Annotated in this window: 20 protein-coding genes; 9 read left to right on the top strand and 11 right to left on the bottom strand. The window is 67.1% G+C overall.

Annotation, left to right across the window (positions count from 1 at the left end; all coding sequences use genetic code 11):
* Positions 1-41 precede the first annotated feature (41 nt).
* The 3 genes from VDQ18_RS15075 to VDQ18_RS15065 all read right to left on the bottom strand — a co-directional run bounded on the left by VDQ18_RS15075 (position 42) and on the right by VDQ18_RS15065 (position 3,421).
* Positions 42-182, bottom strand: coding sequence for a hypothetical protein (locus VDQ18_RS15075; RefSeq protein ID WP_323021738.1), 141 nt, complete (start codon positions 180-182; stop codon positions 42-44).
* A gap of 99 nt (positions 183-281) precedes the next feature.
* Positions 282-1,154, bottom strand: a complete 873-nt coding sequence (locus VDQ18_RS15070; protein WP_323021737.1) for a ribokinase — start codon at positions 1,152-1,154, stop codon at positions 282-284.
* The gene (locus tag VDQ18_RS15065) at positions 1,151-3,421 is read right to left on the bottom strand and encodes an NADP-dependent malic enzyme (RefSeq protein ID WP_323021736.1); all 2,271 of its coding nucleotides are present in this window, start codon (positions 3,419-3,421) and stop codon (positions 1,151-1,153) included. Before VDQ18_RS15065 ends, VDQ18_RS15070 begins: the two co-directional genes overlap by 4 nt.
* A 147-nt stretch (positions 3,422-3,568) precedes the next feature.
* On the opposite strand from VDQ18_RS15065, the gene mutS reads away from it, so the two are divergent.
* Positions 3,569-6,190, top strand: coding sequence for a DNA mismatch repair protein MutS (gene mutS, locus VDQ18_RS15060; RefSeq protein WP_323021739.1), 2,622 nt, complete (start codon positions 3,569-3,571; stop codon positions 6,188-6,190).
* Positions 6,191-6,319: 129 nt separating this feature from the next.
* Here the strand turns inward: mutS and VDQ18_RS15055 are convergent, their stop codons facing one another.
* Together VDQ18_RS15055 and hrcA are read right to left on the bottom strand one after the other, a co-directional pair.
* On the bottom strand, positions 6,320-6,865 hold the full coding sequence (locus tag VDQ18_RS15055) for a nucleotide exchange factor GrpE (RefSeq protein ID WP_323021735.1): 546 nt from the start codon (positions 6,863-6,865) through the stop codon (positions 6,320-6,322).
* Between the two features lie 12 nt (positions 6,866-6,877).
* The gene (hrcA, locus tag VDQ18_RS15050) at positions 6,878-7,945 is read right to left on the bottom strand and encodes a heat-inducible transcriptional repressor HrcA (protein ID WP_107754318.1); all 1,068 of its coding nucleotides are present in this window, start codon (positions 7,943-7,945) and stop codon (positions 6,878-6,880) included.
* A gap of 105 nt (positions 7,946-8,050) precedes the next feature.
* Here hrcA and rph point away from each other — a divergent pair, with 105 nt between their 5' ends.
* The 3 genes from rph to hemW are packed head-to-tail and all read left to right on the top strand — an operon-like array spanning position 8,051 to position 10,520.
* Positions 8,051-8,761, top strand: coding sequence for a ribonuclease PH (rph, locus tag VDQ18_RS15045; protein WP_323021734.1), 711 nt, complete (start codon positions 8,051-8,053; stop codon positions 8,759-8,761).
* A complete protein-coding gene (gene rdgB / locus VDQ18_RS15040) occupies positions 8,758-9,360 on the top strand; it encodes an RdgB/HAM1 family non-canonical purine NTP pyrophosphatase (RefSeq protein ID WP_323021733.1) in 603 nt (200 codons plus the stop codon). The genes rph and rdgB overlap by 4 nt, the downstream gene beginning before the upstream one ends.
* Entirely contained in the window at positions 9,357-10,520 is a 1,164-nt protein-coding gene (gene hemW, locus VDQ18_RS15035; protein WP_323021732.1) for a radical SAM family heme chaperone HemW, read from the top strand. Before rdgB ends, hemW begins: the two co-directional genes overlap by 4 nt.
* A 3-nt stretch (positions 10,521-10,523) precedes the next feature.
* Here hemW and VDQ18_RS15030 read toward each other — a convergent pair whose 3' ends face one another.
* From VDQ18_RS15030 to rho, 6 genes are read right to left on the bottom strand one after another with little or no spacing between them, the layout of a single operon-like run.
* Entirely contained in the window at positions 10,524-11,426 is a 903-nt protein-coding gene (locus VDQ18_RS15030; protein ID WP_323021731.1) for a ParB/RepB/Spo0J family partition protein, read from the bottom strand.
* Between the two features lies 1 nt (position 11,427).
* The gene (locus VDQ18_RS15025) at positions 11,428-12,216 is read right to left on the bottom strand and encodes an AAA family ATPase (RefSeq protein WP_323021730.1); all 789 of its coding nucleotides are present in this window, start codon (positions 12,214-12,216) and stop codon (positions 11,428-11,430) included.
* Positions 12,213-12,788 (bottom strand): 16S rRNA (guanine(527)-N(7))-methyltransferase RsmG, encoded by a 576-nt coding sequence (gene rsmG / locus VDQ18_RS15020; RefSeq protein WP_323021729.1) that lies wholly within the window; start codon positions 12,786-12,788, stop codon positions 12,213-12,215. Before rsmG ends, VDQ18_RS15025 begins: the two co-directional genes overlap by 4 nt.
* A 49-nt stretch (positions 12,789-12,837) precedes the next feature.
* Positions 12,838-14,709, bottom strand: a complete 1,872-nt coding sequence (gene mnmG, locus VDQ18_RS15015; protein ID WP_323021728.1) for a tRNA uridine-5-carboxymethylaminomethyl(34) synthesis enzyme MnmG — start codon at positions 14,707-14,709, stop codon at positions 12,838-12,840.
* A gap of 12 nt (positions 14,710-14,721) precedes the next feature.
* Complete coding sequence (mnmE, locus tag VDQ18_RS15010; protein ID WP_323021727.1) at positions 14,722-15,999, bottom strand: tRNA uridine-5-carboxymethylaminomethyl(34) synthesis GTPase MnmE; 1,278 nt, start codon at positions 15,997-15,999, stop codon at positions 14,722-14,724.
* Positions 16,000-16,009: 10 nt separating this feature from the next.
* On the bottom strand, positions 16,010-17,281 hold the full coding sequence (gene rho / locus VDQ18_RS15005; RefSeq protein ID WP_323021726.1) for a transcription termination factor Rho: 1,272 nt from the start codon (positions 17,279-17,281) through the stop codon (positions 16,010-16,012).
* Between the two features lie 505 nt (positions 17,282-17,786).
* Here rho and VDQ18_RS15000 point away from each other — a divergent pair.
* From VDQ18_RS15000 to VDQ18_RS14980, 5 genes are all read left to right on the top strand, one after another.
* Positions 17,787-18,383 carry a nucleoside triphosphate pyrophosphatase gene (locus tag VDQ18_RS15000; protein ID WP_323021725.1) on the top strand — a complete coding sequence of 199 codons (597 nt, stop codon included), beginning with the start codon at positions 17,787-17,789 and terminating at the stop codon, positions 18,381-18,383.
* On the top strand, positions 18,380-19,201 hold the full coding sequence (locus tag VDQ18_RS14995) for a shikimate dehydrogenase (protein ID WP_323021724.1): 822 nt from the start codon (positions 18,380-18,382) through the stop codon (positions 19,199-19,201). Before VDQ18_RS15000 ends, VDQ18_RS14995 begins: the two co-directional genes overlap by 4 nt.
* The gene (gene coaE, locus VDQ18_RS14990; RefSeq protein ID WP_323021723.1) at positions 19,198-19,794 is read left to right on the top strand and encodes a dephospho-CoA kinase; all 597 of its coding nucleotides are present in this window, start codon (positions 19,198-19,200) and stop codon (positions 19,792-19,794) included. The genes VDQ18_RS14995 and coaE overlap by 4 nt, the downstream gene beginning before the upstream one ends.
* Positions 19,787-20,479, top strand: coding sequence for a DNA polymerase III subunit epsilon (dnaQ, locus tag VDQ18_RS14985; protein ID WP_323021722.1), 693 nt, complete (start codon positions 19,787-19,789; stop codon positions 20,477-20,479). Before coaE ends, dnaQ begins: the two co-directional genes overlap by 8 nt.
* Positions 20,469-21,129 (top strand): TIGR03862 family flavoprotein (locus tag VDQ18_RS14980; protein WP_323021721.1); only part of this gene is annotated, 661 nt, incomplete at its 3' end. The genes dnaQ and VDQ18_RS14980, both read left to right, overlap by 11 nt.

Here is a 21,129-nt window from a genome sequence, read left to right as displayed (position 1 = left end):
GGGGCGGCCCGTTCGCTTTGGGAGTGCTGCTTACGAGGTCGTCAGGTCAGGAGGGCGAAGAGGCCGACCCACATGAGGCCGCCCAGGACCATGGCGAGCAGGATACCAGCACCCGCAGGCAACGCGCTGGAGCGCGGGGGGGATGCCAGGAGCGCAATATCGGTCTCTGCCCGTGTGTTCATCGCCAAATCCTTCCGAATGGACCCAGAATGATCCTGATCCATGAAGGAACTCTTAACGGGGGCGAAAATATGGCGGCCTCGGGGCGATTCCGAGAGCGGTCAGCGCGCGAGCAGCGCCTCGACCTCGGCCCGCTCGGGCATGGCGGCGGCGGCACCGGGCCGCGTCACCTGCAGGGCGGCGGCGGCGGCGGCGTAGCGCATCGCGGCCTCGACCCCCTCGCCCCGGTCCAGCGCCGCGGCGAGCGAGCCCGCGAAGCAATCCCCGGCGCCGGTGGTGTCGACCGGCGTGACGCGCAGCGCGGGGACGAAAAGCGGCTCTGCCCCTGCGGAAATCCACTCCGCCCCTTCGGCGCCGCGGGTGACGATCACCGCCTCGACCGGCTGATCGGCCAGCGCAACGCCGGTGGCCTCGACCAGCGCCCGGGCCTCGCCGGCGTTGACCAGCAGATGCGTCACATGCGGCAGGACAGCCAGCAGCGGCTCCAGCGCGAAGGGCGCGGCGGAATAGAAGACGCGCATCCCGCGGGCCCGGGCCAACGCCGCGGCCTCGACCTGATGCGAGGTTTCGTTCTGCAGCAGCAGGATATCGCCACGCCGGGCACCCGAAAGCGTGGCCTCGATCAGGGCGGGATCCTGCGCCTGATTGGCGCCGGAATAAATGATGATCTGGTTCTCGCCCCGGTCATCGACGGCAACGATGGCGTGGCCGGTCGGCTCGGCCACGGCGCGGATGCTGTCCATGCCGATGCCATGCTCGGCCAGCGCGGCGGCGATCCAGCCATCGCCCTGCCCCACCGCGCCGATATGCACGACCCGCGCCCCGGCCCGCAGCGCGGCGATCGACTGGTTGATGCCCTTGCCCCCCAGACCCGGCTGATAGGCCCGGGCTGAGGCCGTCTCACCGGCCAGCGGAAGGGCCGGCAGCCGGTAGACGTGATCAATGTTGATCGAGCCCAGGCAATAGACGCTCATTTTCCGGCGATCCCCACCCGGCAGGCCGCCATCACCGCCATGTTCATGATGTCGTTGACGGTGGCGCCGGTGGACAGGATCTGGATCGGCTTCGGCACGCCGGTCAGGATCGGACCGATCACCGTGGCGCCCGCCATCTCCTGCATCAGCTTGACCGAGATCGAGGCCGAATGCCGCGCGGGCACCACCAGGATATTGGCCGGTTTGGAGAGGCGCGAGAAAGGATAGGCCTCGGCCGCCTTGGGGTTCAAGGCGACGTCCACGGTCATCTCGCCCTCGTATTCGAAATCGACGCCGCGGGCCTCCAGCACATCGGGGGCGAGGTGCATCTTGTGGGCGCGTTCCGAGATCGGATAGCCGAAGGTCGAGAAGCTGACGAAGGCGACGCGAGGCTCCATCCCCAGGGCGCGCGCGACGCCCGCCGCGCGGACGGCGATATCGGCCAGATCCTCTTCCTCGGGCCATTCATGGACCAGGGTGTCGGCGATCAGCACGATCTTGCCCTTGTGCAGCAATGCCGTGACGCCGACCGCCCCGTCCTGCGCCCTTGCGTCAAAGACATGGTTGATCATGTCCATGACCAGCGCCGATTTCCGCGTGGCGCCGGTGACCAGCGCATCGCCATGGCCATGCTGCAGCATCAGCGCCGAGAAGATATGCCGGTCGCGGGTGGCCATGCGGTGCACGTCGCGCTGGTCGAAGCCTTTGCGCTGCAGCCGCTGGTAGAGGAAGTTCTTGTAGGTATCGAGGTGCCTTGTATTGGCCGCGTTGACCACCGTCAGCTCGCGCACCGCGTCGCCCAGGCCCGCGGCCTCCAGCCGGCGTTTCACGTCATCGTCCTGGCCCACGACCAACGACTTGCCCAGCCCGGCGCGCTGATAGGCGACGGCGGCGCGCAGGACGCGCTCGTCATCCCCTTCGGCAAAGATCATGCGGCTCTGGGCCTGCCGGGCGCGGGCAAAGAGGCTCTGCTGGATCGAGGCGGTCGGATCCATCCGCGAGCGGAGGTTGTGCTTGTAGCCCTCCATGTCGATGATCAGACGGCGGGCGACGCCGGTGTCCATCCCGGCCTTCGCCACCGCGGGCGGGATCGTATAGATCAGCCGCGGGTCGAAGGGCGTCGGGATGATATAGTCACGGCCGAAGCTGAGCTTGCGGCCATAGGCCATCGCCACCTCGTCCGGCACATCCTCACGCGCGAGTTCGGCCAGCGCCCGCGCGCAGGCGATCTTCATCTCGTCGTTGATGGCGCGGGCGTGGATATCCAGCGCGCCGCGGAAGAGGTAAGGGAAGCCCAGGACGTTGTTGACCTGGTTGGGGTAATCCGAGCGGCCGGTGGCGACGATGGCGTCGGGGCGGACGGCCTGCGCCTCTTCCGGCGTGATCTCGGGGTCGGGGTTGGCCATGGCGAAGATGACCGGATTGTCCGCCATGCTGGCAACCATCTCGGCCGTGACCGCGCCCTTGGCGGAGACGCCCAGGAACACATCGGCGCCGACCATGGCCTCTTCCAGCGTGCGGGCATCCGTCACCACGGCATGCGCGGACTTCCACTGGTTCATGCCCTCGGTGCGGCCCTGCCAGATCACGCCCTTGGTGTCGCACATGATGCAATTGTCGTGCTTGGCGCCCATCGACTTGATGAGTTCCAGACAGGCGATCCCGGCGGCCCCGGCGCCGTTCAGCACGACCTTGCAATCCTCGATCTTCTTGCCCGAGATCTCCAGCGCGTTGATCAGGCCGGCGGCGCAGATCACCGCCGTGCCGTGCTGATCGTCGTGGAACACCGGAATATCGCAGAGCTCCTTGAGGCGGCTCTCGATGATGAAACACTCGGGGGCCTTGATGTCCTCAAGGTTGATGCCGCCGAAGGTGGGCGACATCAGGTGCACGGCCTTGATGATCTCGTCCGCGTCTTCGGTCGCCAGTTCGATGTCGATGGCGTTGACGTCGGCGAAGCGCTTGAACAGCACCGCCTTGCCCTCCATCACCGGTTTCGAGGCCAGCGCGCCCAGATTGCCGAGGCCCAGGATCGCCGTGCCGTTGGAAATCACCGCGACCATGTTGCCCTTGACGGTATAGTCATAGGCCAGCCCCGGGTCCCGTGCGATCGCCTCGACCGGGACCGCGACGCCCGGGGAATAGGCCAGCGAGAGGTCGCGCTGGGTGGCCATCGGCTTCGATGCCTGGATCTCGTATTTGCCCGGCACGGGCTCGAAGTGATAGCGCAACGCCTCTTCGGGCGTGGTACGGGACTTGCGGGACATGGGGCCTCCTCCGTTGCGCCTTGTCTAGCGCCTCGGATGGCGCCGAACAACGCGGGAATCGGGGTTTTCCCGGGGTTAGCGGTTTTGTAGGGTCGCGCGAAAATCAAGGAGCAGGATGTGAGCGAGGCGGCTGCCGGCGTCACGCCGATGATGGCGCAATATCTGGAAATCAAGGGCCGGCACGCCGATGCGCTGCTGTTCTACCGGATGGGCGATTTCTACGAGATGTTCTTTGACGACGCGGTGGCGGCGGCGGCGGCGCTGGACATCGCGCTGACCAAGCGTGGCCTGCATCTGGGCGAGGAAATCCCGATGTGCGGCGTCCCGGTCCATGCCGCCGAGGGCTATCTGCTGACGCTGATCCGCAAGGGTTTCCGCGTCGCCATCGCCGAGCAGATGGAGGACCCGGCCGAGGCCAAGAAGCGCGGCTCCAAATCGGTGGTGAAGCGCGACGTGGTGCGGCTGGTCACGCCCGGCACGCTGACCGAGGATGCGCTGCTGGAGCCAAGGCGGCACAATTACCTGGCCTGCTGGGCCGATATCCGCGGCGAGGCGGCGCTGGCCTGGGCCGATATCTCGACCGGCGAGCTGCGGGTCATGCCCTGCACCGGCGCCCGGCTGGCGCCCGAGCTGTCCCGGCTGGGCGCGCGCGAGATGGTGGTGCCCGAGGATCTGGCCGAGGGGCTGCGCGATCTGGCCGCCGACATGGGGATGGCGCTGGCGGAACGCGGGCGGGGGTCGTTTGACAGCGCCGCCGGGGGCAAGCGGCTGTGTGCGCTGTTCGGGGTGCAGACGCTGGACGGGTTCGGCACCTTCGGCCGGGCTGAGGTTTCGGCGCTGGGGGCGCTGGTCGATTACCTCGACCTGACGCAGAAGGGCCGGATGCCCCTGCTGCGCCCGCCGGTGCGCGAGAATGCGGGCGCCGCGATGCAGATCGACGGCGCGACCCGGCGCAATCTGGAACTGACCTCGGCACTGGCTGGCGGGCGCGAGGGCTCGCTGCTGGCGGCCATCGACATGAGCGTGACCTCGGGCGGCGCGCGGCTGCTGGAACGGCGGATCGCGGCGCCCTCCTGCGATCTGGCGGTGATCCGGGCGCGGCTGGAGGCGGTGTCGGCGCTGGTCGGCGATGACCTGCTGCGCGGCGATCTGCGGGCGGCCTTGCGGGTGGTGCCCGATATCGACCGGGCGCTGTCACGGCTGGCGCTGGACCGGGGCGGTCCGCGCGATCTGGCGATGCTGCGGGCGGGGCTGGCGCAAGCGGGGGTTCTGGCCGGGCTCATGGCCGACGACCTGCCCGAGGCGCTGGTCACGGCCCGCCGCGCGCTGGTCGGTCATGACGAGATCGCCGACCTGCTGTCCCACGCGCTGGTCGAGGAACCGCCGTTGCTGGCCCGCGACGGGGGGTTCATCGCCAGCGGCGTTGACCCCGATCTGGACGCGGCGCGGGAGTTGCGCGACGAGGGGCGCGGGGTCATCGCCCGGATGCAGGCGGAATACATCGCCGAGACCGGCATCCCCTCGCTGAAGATCAAGCACAACAACGTGCTGGGCTATTTCATCGAGACGACGGCGACCCATGCCGAGAAGATGCTCTCGGCGCCGCTGAACGAGGTGTTCAAGCACCGGCAAACGACGGCCAATCAGGTGCGCTTCACCACCGTGCCCCTGTCCGAGATGGAGACGAAGATCCTGAACGCGGGCGCCCGGGCGCTGGAGATCGAACTGCGGATCTTTGGCGAGCTGAAGGCCGCAGTGCTGGACTCGGCCGCGGCGATCCACGGCGCGGCGCGGGCGCTGGCCGAGGTCGACGTGACCGCCGGTTTCGCGGAACTGGCCCGGGTGCGGGATTGGGCGCGGCCCGTGGTCGACGACAGCCGCGCCTTCGAGGTCGAGGCCGGGCGCCATCCGGTGGTGGAGGCGGCGCTGGCCCGGACCGGCCAGCCCTTCGTCGCCAATTCGCTGGACCTGGAACCGGGCGAGAAAGGCGCGGCGATCTGGCTGGTCACCGGGCCCAACATGGCGGGTAAATCGACCTTCCTCAGGCAGAACGCGCTGATCGCCATTCTGGCGCAGGCAGGCGGCTATGTCCCGGCACGCTCCGCCCGGATCGGGCTGGTGGAACAGGTGTTCAGCCGGGTCGGCGCCTCGGACGATCTGGCGCGGGGGCGGTCGACCTTCATGGTCGAGATGGTGGAAACCGCCGCCATCGTGAACCAGGCGGGACCGCGGGCCTTTGTCATCCTCGACGAGATCGGGCGCGGGACGGCGACCTATGACGGTCTGTCGATCGCCTGGGCGGTGCTGGAACATCTGCACAGCGTCAACCGCTGCCGGGCGCTGTTCGCCACGCATTACCACGAGATGGTGGGTCTGGCCGACAAGCTGGAGGGGGTGGAGAACGCCACCGTCGCCGTCCGCGAATGGGAGGGCGAGGTGGTCTTCCTGCACGAGGTGATCAAGGGCGCGGCGGACCGCTCCTATGGCGTGCAGGTGGCGCGGCTGGCCGGTCTGCCGGATGCGGTGATCGCCCGGGCGCGCGAGGTTCTGGGGCTTCTGGAACAGGGCGACAGCGGGCAGAAGGGCGCCAAGGCGCTGATCGACGACCTGCCGCTTTTCGCCATGGCCCCCCCTGCCCCGGTGCGGCGGGTCGAGGCGCCGAAGGTCTCGGCGGTGGAGGAGAGGCTGCGCGGCGTGCATCCCGACGCGCTGACCCCGCGCGAGGCGCTGATGCTGCTGTATGAGCTGCGGGATATGTTGGAGACGTGAGGCCGGATGGTGCGTGCAAGCACGCACCCTACGGGCGGTTGGAACCGGGGCGTGAAAAAGGGTGGGGTGAAACCCCACCCTACGGGTGTCTGGCGCTGTAGGGTGGGATTTCATCCCACCGTACCGCAATCAGCCGGGCGTCGAGCTGACGCCGACCTGCGCCGGACGCAGCAGATGCTCGTGCAGGCGGAAGCCTTCTGAGATCACCTGGATGATCTGACCGGCCTTGGTGCCGGGCACCGGAGCCTCGAACATTGCCTCGTGGAAATGCGGGTCGAATTGATCGCCGATCTGCGGCGCGACCAGTTCGATCCCGTGGCGCTGGAAGATGTTGCCCAGATCGCGCAGCGTCAGGTCCAGCCCCTCAGCCAGGCCCTTCTGCTGCTCGCGCAGGCTGTCGTCCATCAGCGCCAGCGCCCGGTTCAGGTTGTCATAGACCGAGAGCATGTCGCGGGCGAGCTTCTGCCCGCCATAGATCGCCGCCTCGCGCCGGTCCTTCTCGGCCCGCTTGCGGATATTCTCCAGATCGGCCAGCGAGCGCATCAGACGGTCGCGCATCTCGGCGCGTTCGACCTCGAAGGCCGCGTGGATCGCGTCCAGATCGGGGGTGGGGTCGCCCTGTTCGTTCGGGGCGGCGGTCGTTTCGTCGACCGGCTTTTCCTGGGGTTCAGCCATAGAATCCTCGTCTCAATCGGAACCCAGATCGGTCAGCATGCGGCCGACGAGCTGGGCGGTGTAATCCACGATCGGGACGATGCGGCCGTAGTTGAGCCGGGTCGGGCCAATCACCCCGACCGCACCGACGATCTTGCTGTCGGCGTTCATATATGGAGAAACCACCAGAGTGGAACCCGTCAAAGAAAAGAGTTTGTTTTCCGCGCCGATGAAAATGCGCACCCCCTCGCCGCGTTCGGTGTGTTCCAGCACCTCGGCAATGTCGCGTTTGCGTTCGAGGTCGTCAAAAAGCTCGCGGATCCGTTGCAGGCTGTCGGCATCGGCCTGTTCCAGCAGGTTCGCCCTGCCCCGCACGATCAGCCGTTCGTGACGCTCGCCCTCGTTCTCCCACAGCGCCATGCCGCGGGTGATGAGGTCGGTGGCCAGCGAGTCGATCTCCTGCCGCCGGGCGGTGATTTCGGTCCTCAGGCGACCACGAAGACCGGTGAGGGTGAGACCGGCGGCGAAGGCATTGATGAAATTGACCGCCTCGCGCAGCGCCGCGGGCATCAGGCCGGGCGGCGGGGTGAAGACGCGGTTCTCGACATGGCCATCGGCAAAAACCAGCACCACCAGCGCCCGGTCGTTCGAGATGGGGACGAATTCGATATGCTTGATCGCCGCCTCATGCTTCGGCGCCAGCACCAGCGAGGCGCCGCGGGTGATCCCGGACAGCGCATTGCCGACCCGGTCCAGCATCGCCGTCACATCGCGGTCGTTCGACTGGCGCGTGGCCTCCAGCCTCTCGCGGTCGGTGGCGGTGACGGGATCGACCTCAAGGAGCGCATCGACGAAAAGCCGCAGCCCCTGCTGGGTCGGCACCCGCCCGGCCGAGACATGCGGGCTTTCCAGAAGCCCCATGTATTCCAGATCCTGCATCACGTTGCGGATCGTCGCCGGGGACAGGCGTTCGTGGAAATCGCGGGTGATGGTCCGCGAGCCGACCGGGGCCCCGGTATGGAGGTAGCTGTCGACCACACGGCGGAAGACCTCGCGCGCGCGGTCGTTCAGATCGTTGAAGGCTTTGTTTTCTGCGCTCATGTCGGTCAGGTTTCGGCAGGTCCAGGGGCGCGGCAGCCCGTCAATCCGGTTGCAAGGCGGGGCGCCCGCCCGTATCTGAGAGCCGCAGCAGGAAAGGATCATGTCATGCGCCCATCGGGTAGGAAACTAGATGAAATGCGGGTGGTTTCAATCGAAACCGGCGTGATGCGGCATGCCGAGGGCTCGTGCCTGATCAAGGTGGGCAACACGCATGTGCTGTGCACTGCCTCGGTCGAGGATCGCACGCCGCCTTTCCTGAAGAACACCGGGCTGGGCTGGGTCACCGCCGAATACGGCATGCTGCCCCGCGCCACCAACACCCGCAACCGGCGCGAGGCCGCAACCGGCAAGCAGGGCGGAAGAACTGTTGAGATTCAACGGCTTATCGGTCGGGCCCTGCGCGCTGGCGTGGATCGCTCGGCGCTGGGCGAACGGCAGATCGTCATCGATTGCGACGTGATCCAGGCCGATGGCGGCACGCGCTGCGCCTCGATCACCGGCGCCTGGGTGGCGCTGCGTCTGGCGGTGGACAAGCTGATGAAGGCCGGGCAGATCGTCTCGGACCCGATGATCGGCCATGTGGCGGCGGTGTCCTGTGGCATTTATGCCGGCCAGCCGGTCCTGGACCTCGATTACGACGAGGACAGCGCGGCCGGGGTTGATGGCAATTTCGTCATGCTGGGCGACGGTCGGCTGATCGAGGTGCAGATGTCGGGCGAAGGCACGGTCTTTGCCCGGTCGCAGATGGATCAGCTGCTGACCCTGGCCGAGAAGGGCGTGGGCGAGCTGGTCGCGGCGCAGAAGGCAGTCCTGTGACCGGCGGGCTGGGCGAGGTTCTGCTCTTTGCCACGCATAACGCGGGCAAGGTCGAGGAGATGCAGCAGATGCTGGCGCGCTATGGGGTGCGCGTGGTCTCGGCCAAGGAGCTGACCTTGCCCGAGCCCGAGGAAACCGAGGACACTTTCGTCGGCAATGCCCGGATCAAGGCGCATGCGGCGGCGAAGGCGACCGGGTTGGTGGCTTTGGCCGACGATTCCGGCCTCTGCGTCGACGCTTTGGGCGGCGATCCGGGCGTTCGGACCGCCGATTGGGCCGAAGGCCCGGGCGGCCGGGATTTCCTGCGCGCCATGGAGCGGACCCGCGCCGCTTTGGGCGATGCACCGCAGCCCTGGGGGGCGGAGTTCCGCTCCACCCTGGTGCTGGCCTGGCCGGATGGGCGGGATGAGGTCTATGAAGGCGCGGTCCGCGGACATCTGGTCTGGCCGATCCGGGGCGCGCTCGGCCATGGCTACGATCCCATGTTCGTGCCGGAGGGCGAAACGCGGACCTTCGCCGAAATGATGGCGGAGGAGAAGAATGCGCTGTCGCACCGGGCGCGGGCATTGGCGGCGCTCGTCAAGGCTCGTTTCACGTGAAACATTCCGGGCCCGAGGATTGGCGGAACGGCGGCTTCGCGCTCTACGTGCATTGGCCGTTCTGCGCCTCCAAATGCCCCTATTGCGACTTCAACAGCCATGTGTCGCAGAGCATTTCGCACGAGGATTGGCGTCGGGCCTATGTGTCCGAGATCAAGCGCTGGGCCGAGCGAACCCCGGGGCGCGTGCTGACCTCGATCTTCTTCGGCGGTGGCACACCCTCGCTGATGGACCCGGAGACGGTGGCGGCGGTGATCGACACGGCGCGCAGTGTCTGGCTACCCTCCAACGACATCGAGATCACGCTGGAGGCCAACCCGACCTCCGTCGAACGCGGCAAGTTCCAGGCCTTTGCCGATGCCGGGGTCAATCGCGTCTCGCTGGGCGTGCAATCGCTGGACGACGAGGCGCTGCGGCTACTGGGACGGCGCCACAGCGCTGCCGAGGCCTTGAAGGCTTGGGATGTCGCCAATGCAGTTTTCGACCGGACCAGCCTGGACCTTATCTATGCCCGGCAATTCCAGACTCAGGAACACTGGCGCAAGGAACTGACGGACGCTCTGTCGCTGAACCCTCGCCATTTGTCGCTCTACCAGCTGACGATCGAGGAAGGCACTGCCTTTGGCGACCGCTATTCACTGGGCAAATTGCCGGGCCTACCCAGCGAGGACCGCGGCGCCGACCTCTGGTCGATGACGCAAGAGCTGTGTGGAGACGCAGGACTTCCGGCCTATGAAGTCTCTAACCATGCCGAAACAGGCATGGAATCGCGCCATAATCAGGTCTATTGGCGCTATGGCGATTATGTCGGCATCGGGCCCGGCGCCCATGGCCGGGTGACGGAGGGCGGCGCCAGACGCGCCACCGAAGCCCTGCGGGCCCCTACCCCCTGGCTGACGTCAGTCACGCAAGGCCTACCTTCCGTCACCGAGGACATCCTAACCGGGACCGAAGCCTCGGCCGAGATGCTGATGATGGGGATGCGGCTGCGCGAGGGCATCGATCTCGCGCGCTACACCGCGCTGGCAGGCAGCTCCCTGCCGGAGGCTGCCCTGCAGGATCTGTTGGAGATGGGCCTGATCTGGCAAGCCGAGGGTCGAATCGGCACCACCGACGCCGGCCGTCCACTGCTCAACAGCGTGCTGCGCGCCCTGCTCTGAGCCTTAGCGAACCGAGGACAGCAGCTGGCAGAGCTGGTCGAGCTGGTCGAGCGACTGATAGCGGATCGTCACCTGCCCCTCGCCGCCCGCACGGTGGTCAATGACCACGCTCATGCCCAGATTGGCCGAGAGGTCCTCTTCCAACGCCCTTGTATCGGCGTCCTTCTGACGTGCGGCGCGGGGCCCGCCCGGCAGCGGCTTGGTCGAAACGCGACGCGCCAGATCCTCGGTCTCCCGCACCGAAAGCCCCTCGCCCGCGACCTTCAACGCCAGCGCCACCGGATCCTCGGCCGTCACCAGCGCCCGGGCGTGCCCCGCGCTGATGGTCCCGGCGACGACCATGTTCTGCACATCCTGCGGCAGGTTCAGCAGACGCAGCAGGTTGGCGATATGGCTGCGGCTCTTGCCGAGCGCTTCGGCGACCTTCTCCTGAGTATGGCCGAACTTGTCGATCAGCTGCCGATAGCCGGCCGCCTCTTCGATGGCGTTGAGGCCTTCGCGCTGGATGTTCTCGATGATCGCGACTTCCAGGACTTCCTGATCGTCGAAATCCCGAACCAGCACCGGTACGCTGGCCAGTTGCGCCAGCTGAGCCGCCCGCCACCGGCGTTCCCCGGCGACGATCTCATAGCTCCCAGCCTCGGCCAGAGGGCGGACGACCAGCGGCTGCACGATCCCCTTGGTTCGGATCGATTCCGCCAGTTCATTCAGCGCCCGTTCATCGAACTTGCGGCGAGGCTGGTCCGGATTGGCGCGAATCGCCTCGATCGGCAAGACCTCCAGGCCGTTGCGGCGAGGGTCCGGCGTGGCGACGGGGTCGTTGACACCGGCGTCGACACCGATATCCGCCATCAGGGCCGACAGGCCGCGACCCAGGCCACGACGTTCGGGCTTTCGTTCGCTCATCTCAGGCATCCTCACGCAGATCGTTGTTATTCTTCAGAAACTCGCGCGAAAAGGCGCGGTAGGCCTGGGATCCTTTCGACGTCGGATCATAGGCCAGAACCGGGACCGCGAAGGACGGCGCCTCGCTGAGACGGACGTTGCGCGGGATGACCGTCTGATAGACCAGCGCCCCAAGGGTTTCGCGCGCGTCGCGCTCCACCTGCTGCGACAGGTTGTTGCGCTGGTCATGCATGGTCAGCAGTACACCCTCGACCCTGAGCGCCGGATTGGCAGTCTGACGAATCTCGCGGATCGTCAGCATCAGCTGCGACAGGCCCTCGAGGGCGAAGAACTCGCTCTGCAGCGGGATGAGGACCGAATGCGCCGCGACCAGAGCGTTGACCGTCAGCAGGTTCAGCGACGGCGGGCAGTCGATCAGCACGTAATCGAGGCCCAGATCGGCCAGTGAGGGGCTCGCCAGCGCATCGCGCAACAGGAAGCTGCGCTTGTTGACGTTATAGAGCTGGACGTCCGACGACGACAGCTCGGTCGTCGAGGGGATCAGGCGGACATTCTCGGTCCCGGTGTCCATCACCACCGCCCGAGGGTCGGCATCGCCCAGCAACAGGTCATAGATCGTCAGCCGCCGCTGCTCGAGCCCGACTCCGAAGCCGGTCGAGGCGTTGCCCTGCGGATCCATGTCCACGACAAGCACTTTGCGGCCAAGCTCGGCCAGGCTGGCGGCTAGGTTGATGGCCGTCGTCGTTTTGGCGACGCCGCCCTTCTGGTTGGCGATAGCGATGGTTTTCATCGGATTCCGTCCAAGGGCCGCAGGTTTCGAAGGACCAGGATCGCCCCGTCGGGATCGGCGCGGCTGGGAGTTATCTCCAGATCGAAGTGCCACGATTGCCTGGCATCTTCAACCTCCTGCGGAGCGTTTCGACCCTTTGGCAGCAGCGCCGTGCCTTCCGGATCGAGGTGTCGGTGGGCGTAGGACAAGAGCAATGGCAGGGCAGCCAGGGCCCGGGCAGAAAGGATGTCGGCGCCCAGCGGCGGGGCCTTTTCGATCCGCGCTCGCAGAACTTTGACATTCAGCCCCAGTTGCCGCCCCGTCGTCGCCAGAAAGGCAGCCTTGCGCGCGTCGGATTCGACAAGCGTGATCAGGGCACCCGGGTTCTCCTCGGCCGCCAAGCAGGCGATGACCAGACCGGGCAGGCCGCCCCCTGCCCCAAGATCGGCCCAATGCCGGAAGTCGGGTCGGGCCAGAGGGTATAGCTGCACCGAGTCGAGAATATGGCGGGACCAACTCTCGGCGTAGGTGGCCTTGGCGATCAGATTGATCGCACTGGACCACTTCAGCAGAGCGGCGTCGAAGGCCTTCAACCTCTCCAGTGTTTCACGTGAAACACTCCGGCCGAGCGCGTGCTCAAGGTCAGCCGATCGCGACACGCGAGGCCTGCTGCAACACTTTGAGATGAGCGAGAATCGCTGTCAAGGCAGCGGGAGTCATCCCTTCGATGCGCCCGGCCTCGCCCAGGGTGGCTGGCCGTTGGGCGGACAACTTCAGCCTCAGCTCGTTGGAAAGAGACGAAATTCTGGAGAAATCGAGGTCCCCCGGAATCGCCACGCCGCCCTCGCGCTGCAGCTGTTCCGCTTCGCGCGCCTGCCGGGCGACATAGGGCTCGTAGAAGGTTTCGCGCGCGACCTGCGTCACGTCATCCACCCGCAAGTCAGGGAAGTGATACGTCACACCCTCGACATGGCCATGCAACCCTAGAAGGTGCCCAGCAACGAAGCGCCAACTGCGCCGCTGTCCATCCTTCGGCACAACAATCCCGAGCGACTCCAGGTCAGAGGCAGTGGCCGCTTCGGCGTCGAGCGTCTGGGACGTCGCCGCCATCCGCTCGAGTTTCTCCTCGAACGCGGCCTTCCGGGCATCAGAAACCAGGCTAAGCGCTGCCCCCCTCTGCGTCAACCGCTGGTCCGCGTTGTCTGCCCGCAGCGTCAGACGATATTCCGCGCGCGAGGTGAACATCCGATAGGGTTCGCTGACCCCGCGCGTCACCAGATCGTCAATCATGACGCCAATGTAGCTGTCAAAGCGCGACAGCGTCAGCGGCTCCGCCCCCAGCGCAGCCGCCGCGGCATTCGCCCCGGCCAGCAGTCCCTGCGCCCCGGCCTCCTCATACCCGGTCGTTCCGTTGATCTGACCGGCGAGGAACAGGCCGGGCATCGCCTGCACTTCCAGGCCGCGCGTCAGACCTCGGGGGTCCAGATAATCGTATTCGATGGCATAGCCGAAATGCAGGATCCCGACATTCTCGAGCCCGACGATGGAACGCAGAAACGCTTCCTGCACCTCGCGCGGCAGCGAGGTCGAAATGCCGTTCGGATAGATCGTGTCGTCGTCCAGCCCCTCAGGTTCCAGGAACACGTTATGGGAGTCCTTGTCGGCGAAGCGCGTCACCTTGTCCTCGACCGAGGGGCAATAGCGCGGCCCAACCCCGGTGATATTGCCCGAGCGCATGGCCGACAGATGCAGGTTCCGCTCGATGATCTCGTGGGTCCGCGGGTTGGTCTCGGTCACGCCGCAAGCAATCTGCCGGGCCTCGGGCGTTCGGTTGAGGAAGGACATCATCACCGGATCTGCGTCACCCTCCTGCCGGCCCACCCGGTCCCAGTCGATGCTCCGCCCATCCAGCCGCGCCGGCGTCCCGGTTTTCAAGCGGCCGATGCCGGTCGCCATCTCGCGCAATCGCGTACCCAGACGGTCCGCCGCTTCCGCGCCGCGGCGTCCCGCCGACAGGCGCTCGGTGCCGATATGGATCTCGCCCCGCAGGAAGGTGCCCGTGGTCAGGACAACCGCCCGCGCCGACAATGCCACGCCGTCCGCCAGCAGCACGCCGGCAACGCGCGCGCCGTCCATGCGGAAATCGACGACCTCACCCTCGAGGACAGTCAACCGCTCCTGCCGCGCAACATAGCGCTGCGCGAAATCGGCATAGCGGCGCCGGTCTGCCTGAACCCTGGGTCCCTGCACCGCCGGACCGCGCGACCTGTTCAGCAGCCGGTACTGGATCCCGGCATGATCTGCCGCCAGACCCATCATCCCGTCCAGCGCGTCAATCTCTCGCACCAGATGGCCTTTGCCGATGCCCCCGATCGCCGGGTTGCAGGACATCACCCCCAGATCGCTGCGCCGGAACGTCACCAAGGCCGTGCGCGCACCCCGACGGGCCGCGGCCAGCGCTGCCTCAAGCCCGGCGTGCCCGCCGCCCACCACGATAACGTCGAAATGTTTCACGTGAAACGAGCCTCATTTCCCGATGCAGAAGGACGAAAAGATTCGTCCGAGCACATCTTCTACATCGACCCGCCCGATGATGCCATCCAATGCGCGGATCGCCGCCTTCACATCTTCCCCGACCAGGTCCCAGCCGAGTCCGCCCGACAGGCCCGCAATCGCCGCATCAACCCCCTGGGCCGCGCGCGCCAGCTTGTCGAAATGCCGCTCGCGGGTGAAGACCGAGGAATGGGCGATCCGCTGCCGCAACACCCCGGCGATCCGGTCGATCAGCACGCCGATCCCCTCCCCGGTCGCGGCGGAAATCCCCGGCTGCCCCCAGAGATCCGCCTTGGACAGCAGGACGATATCCTCGGGCTCAACGCCTTCAGCCAGCTCGCCCGGGGCGCCCAGCAGATAGACCCTGAGGTCCGCGGCGGCCGCCCGGGCACGTCCCCGCTCGATCCCCAGCCGCTCGATCTCGTCCTCGGCCTCGCGCAGCCCGGCGGTGTCGATCAGCGTCACGGCCAGCCCGGCGATCTCCATCCGCACCTCGATCACATCGCGGGTCGTCCCGGCGCGGGACGAGGTAATCGCCGCTTCCCGACCTGCCAAGGCATTGAGAAGCGTGGATTTTCCGGCGTTGACCGGACCGACGATGGCGACGGCGAACCCGCTGCGCACCGCTTCCGAGGCCTTGCGCCCGGCGATCTGCGCCCCCAGGCTGTCGCGAACCCGCAGCAGGGGCGCCATCACATGGCCGGTCAGATCCGGCGGCAATTCCTCATCGGCGAAATCGAGCGCCGCTTCCAGCATCGCCAGCGATTGCAGCAGATCCTCGCGCCAGCCCTCGATCACCCGCGCCGCCGATCCCTCCATCACCGTCAGCGCCTGGCGCCGTTGCACCTCGGTCTCGGCGTCGATCAGATCGGCCAGCGCCTCGACCTCGGTCAGGTCCATGCGGCCGCCCAGGAAGGCCCGCCGGGTGAATTCCCCGGCCTCGGCCGCCCGCACCCCCTCGCAGGCCAGACAGGCGCGCAGCAGGGCCCCCACCACGGCAATGCTGCCATGCACCTGGAATTCGCAGACCTTCTCGCCGGTGAAACTCGCGCCCTCGGCGAAGCACAGCACCAGCCCGCTGTCGATCAGCCCGCCCGAGGCATCGCGCAACCGGGCCAGACGCGCCTCGCGCACCGGCGGCACGAAGCCCGCAAGCGCGGCGCAGACCTCCCAGGCGCGGGGGCCCGAGACCCGGACGATGGCAACACCGGCGCGCCCCTGCGCCGAGGCCAGGGCGACGATCGTGTCCATCGCCCGGACCTTACGAGTTCATCGATTCGAAGAATTCGCCGTTGGTCTTGGTCTGTTTCAGCTTGGAAATCAGGAATTCGATGGCATCCGTGGTCCCCATCGGGTTCAGGATGCGGCGCAGCACGAAGGTCTTCTGCAGGTTGTTGCGGTCGACCAGCAGCTCTTCCTTCCGGGTCCCGGACTTCAGGATGTCCATCGCCGGGAAGACGCGCTTGTCGGCGACCTTGCGGTCCAGCACGATCTCGCTGTTACCCGTGCCCTTGAATTCCTCGAAGATCACCTCGTCCATGCGCGAGCCGGTGTCGATCAGCGCGGTGGCGATGATGGTCAGCGAACCGCCCTCTTCGATGTTCCGCGCCGCGCCGAAGAAGCGCTTCGGCCGTTGCAGGGCGTTGGCATCCACACCGCCGGTCAGCACCTTGCCCGAGGACGGCACCACGGTGTTGAAGGCCCGGCCCAGACGGGTGATCGAGTCGAGCAGGATCACCACGTCGCGCTTGTGCTCGACCAGTCGCTTGGCCTTTTCGATGACCATCTCGGCCACCGCCACGTGCCGCGTCGCCGGTTCGTCGAAGGTCGAGGAAACGACCTCGCCCTTCACCGAGCGCTGCATGTCGGTCACTTCCTCGGGCCGTTCGTCGATCAGCAGCACGATCAGATAGCATTCCGGGTGATTGGACGCGATGGAATGCGCGATGTTCTGCATCAGCACGGTCTTACCCGTGCGCGGCGGGGCCACGATCAGCGCCCGCTGGCCCTTGCCCAGGGGCGCCACGATGTCGATGATCCGGGCCGACCGGTCCTTGATCGTCGGATCCTCGATTTCCATCTTCAGCCGCTCATCCGGGTAAAGCGGCGTCAGGTTGTCGAAATGGACCTTGTGGCGGGCCTTTTCGGGATCGTCGAAGTTGATCCGCGTGACCCGGGTCAGGGCGAAATACTTCTCATTCTCGCCGGGGGCGACAATGACGCCCTCGATCGTGTCGCCGGTACGCAGCGAGAATTGGCGGATCATCTCGGGCGAGACATAGATGTCGTCAGGACCCGGCAGATAGTTCGCCTCGGTCGAGCGCAGGAAACCGAAACCGTCCTGCAGGACCTCCAGCACGCCATCGCCGCCGATTTCCCAGCCATCCTCGGCACGCTCCTTCAGGATCGAGAACATCATCTCGCCCTTGCGCATCGAGGGGGCGTTCTCGATCTCCAGCTCCTCGGCCAGCGCCAGCAGCGCGGCAGGGGTCTGCGCTTTGAGATCGGACAGGTTCAGACGGTCTTCGGCCATGGTCAGCCCTCCAGGAGGCCCCCCCGCATCCGGGCTCGGCATCCATTCTTCGCAAATGTCATCGGGAAACACGGGTACCGGACGGCCCCGCTTCGACCCCGGATCTAGGCGAAATCCCCGGTCAAGTCAATCAGGCGGGGTCTGGTGGGGCAAGCCGGTGCCACGGGACCACTTAAATTAAAGAAAGAATGAAAGAAGGATGATGATGTAGTAAGGCCTGGGGATAAGCGGAATTCCTCGTTTGCCCCCGAAATCATCCACAGGCGAGGGACGGTGCGTCAGCGCGCTGTCATGGACCCAAGTTGCTGATTCAAGGTAGGAAACCGGAATTTCACGTCTGCACCTCCGCCCGGCGTCACAAACCGTTCACACCCTGTGCACCGCACTTCTCCCGTGTGGAGAACCGGCCCCGGCGCCTTGACACGGACGGGGGTAACCGGCGATCACACCGCCAACGCCCGTCTTACCCCCGTTTCGCCCCCGGCCGCCGCACAGACTTATCCCCATGTCTATCCTCATCCTCGCGTCCGCCTCGACGATCCGCGCCACGCTTTTGCGGAGCGCGGGACTGGAGATTGAGGTCCGTCCAGCCCGAATCGATGAGGAAAATCTGCGCGAGTCGCTGCTGGCCGAGGGGGCGAGTGCCCATGACCTCGCCGACGCGCTGGCCGAGCATAAGGCGTTGAAGATCGCCGCCTGCGACCCTGCCGCGCTGGTGCTGGGCTGTGACCAGATCCTCGAATGCGAGGGGCAGCTCTATGCCAAGCCCGCCTCGCCCGAGGACGCCAACGCCCAGCTGACCGCGTTGCGCGGCAAGACCCATCGCCTGCACACCGCCGCCGTCCTCTATGCGGGGGGCGAGCCGGTCTGGCGCCATGTCGCGACGCCCCGGCTGACCATGCGCGATTTCTCCGACGCCTACCGCGACGCCTATGTCGCCCGGTATTGGGACGACATCCGCCATTGCGTCGGCTGCTACCAGATCGAGGGGCCGGGCATCCGCCTGTTCCAGAAGATCGAGGGCGATCTGTTCAGCGTGCAGGGCCTGCCGCTGCTGGAACTCCTCGCCATCCTCACCCAGCGCAAGGACATCGACGGATGAAAGCGCCCCTTCGCCTGGCCGGGGTCATCGGCGATCCCATCGCGCACAGCCGCTCGCCCCGCCTGCACGGCCATTGGCTGGCCCGCTACGGGATCGAGGGGCATTACATCCCACTGCATGTCCGGCCGGAGGATCTGCGCGACACGCTGCGCCTCTTGCCGAAACTGGGCTTCGTCGGCCTCAATGTCACCATCCCGCACAAGCATGACGCGCTGGCCTTGGCCGACTGCGTGACGCCCCTCGCCGACCGGATCGGCGCCGCGAACACGCTTCTCTTCACCGAGACGGGGATCGAGGCCGACAACACCGACGCCTACGGCTTCACCCAGAACATCCTCGATGCGCAGCCCGGTTGGGCGCCGAAGACGGTGGCGCTGATCGGCGCGGGTGGGGCCTCGCGCGCGGTGATCGTGGCGCTGATGGACCAGGGCGCGACTGAAATCCGCCTGACCAACCGCACGCAGGCAAGGGCCGAGGAGCTGACCGGCGATTTCGGCGACATCCTGACCGTGGTCGATTGGCAGGACCGCGCTGCCATGCTGGACGGCTGCGACACGCTGATCAACGGCACCGCCATGGGGATGACCGGCAACCCGCCGCTGGACCTGCCGCTGGACGCGCTGCCGCCGGCGGCGATCGTCACCGATCTGGTCTATGCGCCGCTGGAGACGCCGCTGCTGGCCGCCGCCCGGGCCCGCGGCAATCCCTGCATCGACGGGCTGGGCATGCTGCTGCATCAGGCCGCGCCGGGGTTCGAGCGCTGGTTCGGCGTCCGGCCCGAGGTGGACGCCGATCTGCGCCGGGCGGTTCTGGGATGAGCCTGATCCTCGGCCTCACCGGCTCCATCGGCATGGGCAAGTCCACCACCACCGGCTTCTTTCGCGAAGCCGGGGTGCCGGTCTGGGATGCCGATGCCGCGGTGCATGACCTCTATGCCAAGGGTGGCGCCGCCGTCGCCCCCATCGGCGCGCTGCACCCCGCGGCGGTCAAGGACGGCGCCATCGACCGTGCCGCGCTGCGCGACTGGATCGCCGCCGACGCCAGCGCGCTCAAGCGGATCGAGGGCGTGGTTCACCCCCTCGTCGGCCAGTCCCGCGCCGATTTCATCGCCGCGCATGCGGACAAGCCCCTCGTCGTGGTCGACGTGCCCCTGTTGTTCGAGGCCGGCGGCGAGCGTTATGTCGACCGCACCCTCGTCGTCTCCGCCCCGGCCGAGGTGCAGCGCGCCCGGGTCCTCGCCCGTCCCGGCATGACAGAGGCGCATTTCCAGACCATCCTGTCCAAGCAGATGCCCGATGCCGAGAAACGCGCCCGCGCCAATCATGTCATCGAGACGCTGAGTCTTGATCAGACCCGCGCCGCCGTGTTCGACTTGATCGGCCAGTTGACCGGAACCCGACCTGATGCGTGAAATCGTCCTCGACACCGAAACCACGGGCTTCGAGCCCTCCGAAGGCCACCGTCTGGTCGAGATCGGCGGGGTCGAGCTGTTCAATCACATGCCGACCGGCCGGAACTATCACCAATACATCAACCCCGAGCGCGACATGCCCGAAGAGGCGTTCAACGTGCACGGGCTGTCCGAGGACTTCCTGCGGCCGCAGCCGAAATTTGCCGAGGTGGCGCGGGCTTTCGTCGAGTTCGTCGATGGCGCGACGCTGGTGATCCACAACGCCGCCTTCGACATGAAATTCCTGAATTTCGAGCTGGAGCGCGCGGGCCTTCCCCGGCTGAAGGTCCAGGTGGTCGATACGCTGGCCATCGCCCGGCGCAAATACCCGGGTTCGCCCGCCTCGCTCGATGCGCTCTGCCGCCGGTTCGGGATCGACAACTCGGCCCGGACCAAGCACGGCGCGCTCCTCGACTCCGAAATCCTGGCCGAGGTCTATCTGGAGCTGATGGGCGGCCGTCAGCCCGATTTCGGACTGGCCAGCAGCGGCGGCGGCCGCAATGCCGGTCCCGTGGACACCGCCTGGCGGGCCCGGCCGCGTCCGACCCCCCTGCCCTCGCGCCTGACCGAGGCCGAGGCCGCCGCCCATGCCGCTTTCGTGGCCGGGATGGGCGAGGCGGCGATCTGGAAACGGTATGAATCCTGACGCTTTGGTCATCGGCGCCGGTCCCGCCGGGCTGATGGCCGCCGACCGCTTGCTGTCTGCCGGATGTTCCGTGCTGCTGGCCGAGGCCAAGCCCTCGCCCGCGCGGAAGCTGCTGATGGCGGGCAAGTCGGGCCTCAACATCACCAGAGAGGAGGGTTTCGAGGCGTTCCTCTCCGCCTATGCCGAGGCCGCCGACTGGCTGCGCCCGATGCTCACGGGCTTCGGTCCCGCCGAGGTGCAGGACTGGATGCGCGGCTATGGGCAGGAGGTCTTCACCGGCTCCACCGGCCGGGTCTTTCCTAGGGCGATGAAGGGCTCGCCCCTGCTGCGCGCCTGGCTGATGGATCTGGGCGCCCGGGGCCTCGACCTGCGGACCCGCTGGCGCTGGACCGGCGCCGGGTTCGACACGCCGGAGGGGCCCGTCACCGTCACGCCGAAAGCGACCGTGCTGGCGCTGGGCGGCGCCAGCTGGGCGCGGCTGGGCTCGGACGGTGCTTGGGCGCCTTTGTTGGCCGCGCAGGGTGTGGCACTGGCCCCCTTCCAGCCTGCCAACATGGGCTTCCGCGTCGATTGGTCGGCACATATGGCCAAACATTTCGGCCAGCCCCTGAAGAACATCGCCCTGATCGCCGGCGCGCAGCGGGTCCGGG

This window comes from Pararhodobacter sp., from assembly GCF_034676075.1.
Taxonomy (GTDB): Bacteria; Pseudomonadota; Alphaproteobacteria; order Rhodobacterales; family Rhodobacteraceae; genus Pararhodobacter.
The sequence above is the reverse complement of the archived record's forward strand: the minus strand, read 5'-3'. Positions and strand labels throughout refer to the sequence as shown.

Coding starts and splice junctions, on each gene's coding strand:
- VDQ18_RS15000 (WP_323021725.1), top strand. CDS start 17,787: ATGTCTATCCTCATCCTCGCGTCCGCCTCGACGATCCGCGCCACGCTT.
- VDQ18_RS15025 (WP_323021730.1), bottom strand. CDS start 12,216: ATGAAAACCATCGCTATCGCCAACCAGAAGGGCGGCGTCGCCAAAACG.
- mutS (WP_323021739.1), top strand. CDS start 3,569: ATGATGGCGCAATATCTGGAAATCAAGGGCCGGCACGCCGATGCGCTG.
- VDQ18_RS15065 (WP_323021736.1), bottom strand. CDS start 3,421: ATGTCCCGCAAGTCCCGTACCACGCCCGAAGAGGCGTTGCGCTATCAC.
- rho (WP_323021726.1), bottom strand. CDS start 17,281: ATGGCCGAAGACCGTCTGAACCTGTCCGATCTCAAAGCGCAGACCCCT.
- hrcA (WP_107754318.1), bottom strand. CDS start 7,945: ATGAGCGCAGAAAACAAAGCCTTCAACGATCTGAACGACCGCGCGCGC.
- rph (WP_323021734.1), top strand. CDS start 8,051: ATGCGCCCATCGGGTAGGAAACTAGATGAAATGCGGGTGGTTTCAATC.
- VDQ18_RS14995 (WP_323021724.1), top strand. CDS start 18,380: ATGAAAGCGCCCCTTCGCCTGGCCGGGGTCATCGGCGATCCCATCGCG.
- VDQ18_RS15075 (WP_323021738.1), bottom strand. CDS start 182: ATGAACACACGGGCAGAGACCGATATTGCGCTCCTGGCATCCCCCCCG.
- mnmE (WP_323021727.1), bottom strand. CDS start 15,999: ATGGACACGATCGTCGCCCTGGCCTCGGCGCAGGGGCGCGCCGGTGTT.
- VDQ18_RS15070 (WP_323021737.1), bottom strand. CDS start 1,154: ATGAGCGTCTATTGCCTGGGCTCGATCAACATTGATCACGTCTACCGG.
- coaE (WP_323021723.1), top strand. CDS start 19,198: ATGAGCCTGATCCTCGGCCTCACCGGCTCCATCGGCATGGGCAAGTCC.
- VDQ18_RS15030 (WP_323021731.1), bottom strand. CDS start 11,426: ATGAGCGAACGAAAGCCCGAACGTCGTGGCCTGGGTCGCGGCCTGTCG.
- VDQ18_RS15055 (WP_323021735.1), bottom strand. CDS start 6,865: ATGGCTGAACCCCAGGAAAAGCCGGTCGACGAAACGACCGCCGCCCCG.
- dnaQ (WP_323021722.1), top strand. CDS start 19,787: ATGCGTGAAATCGTCCTCGACACCGAAACCACGGGCTTCGAGCCCTCC.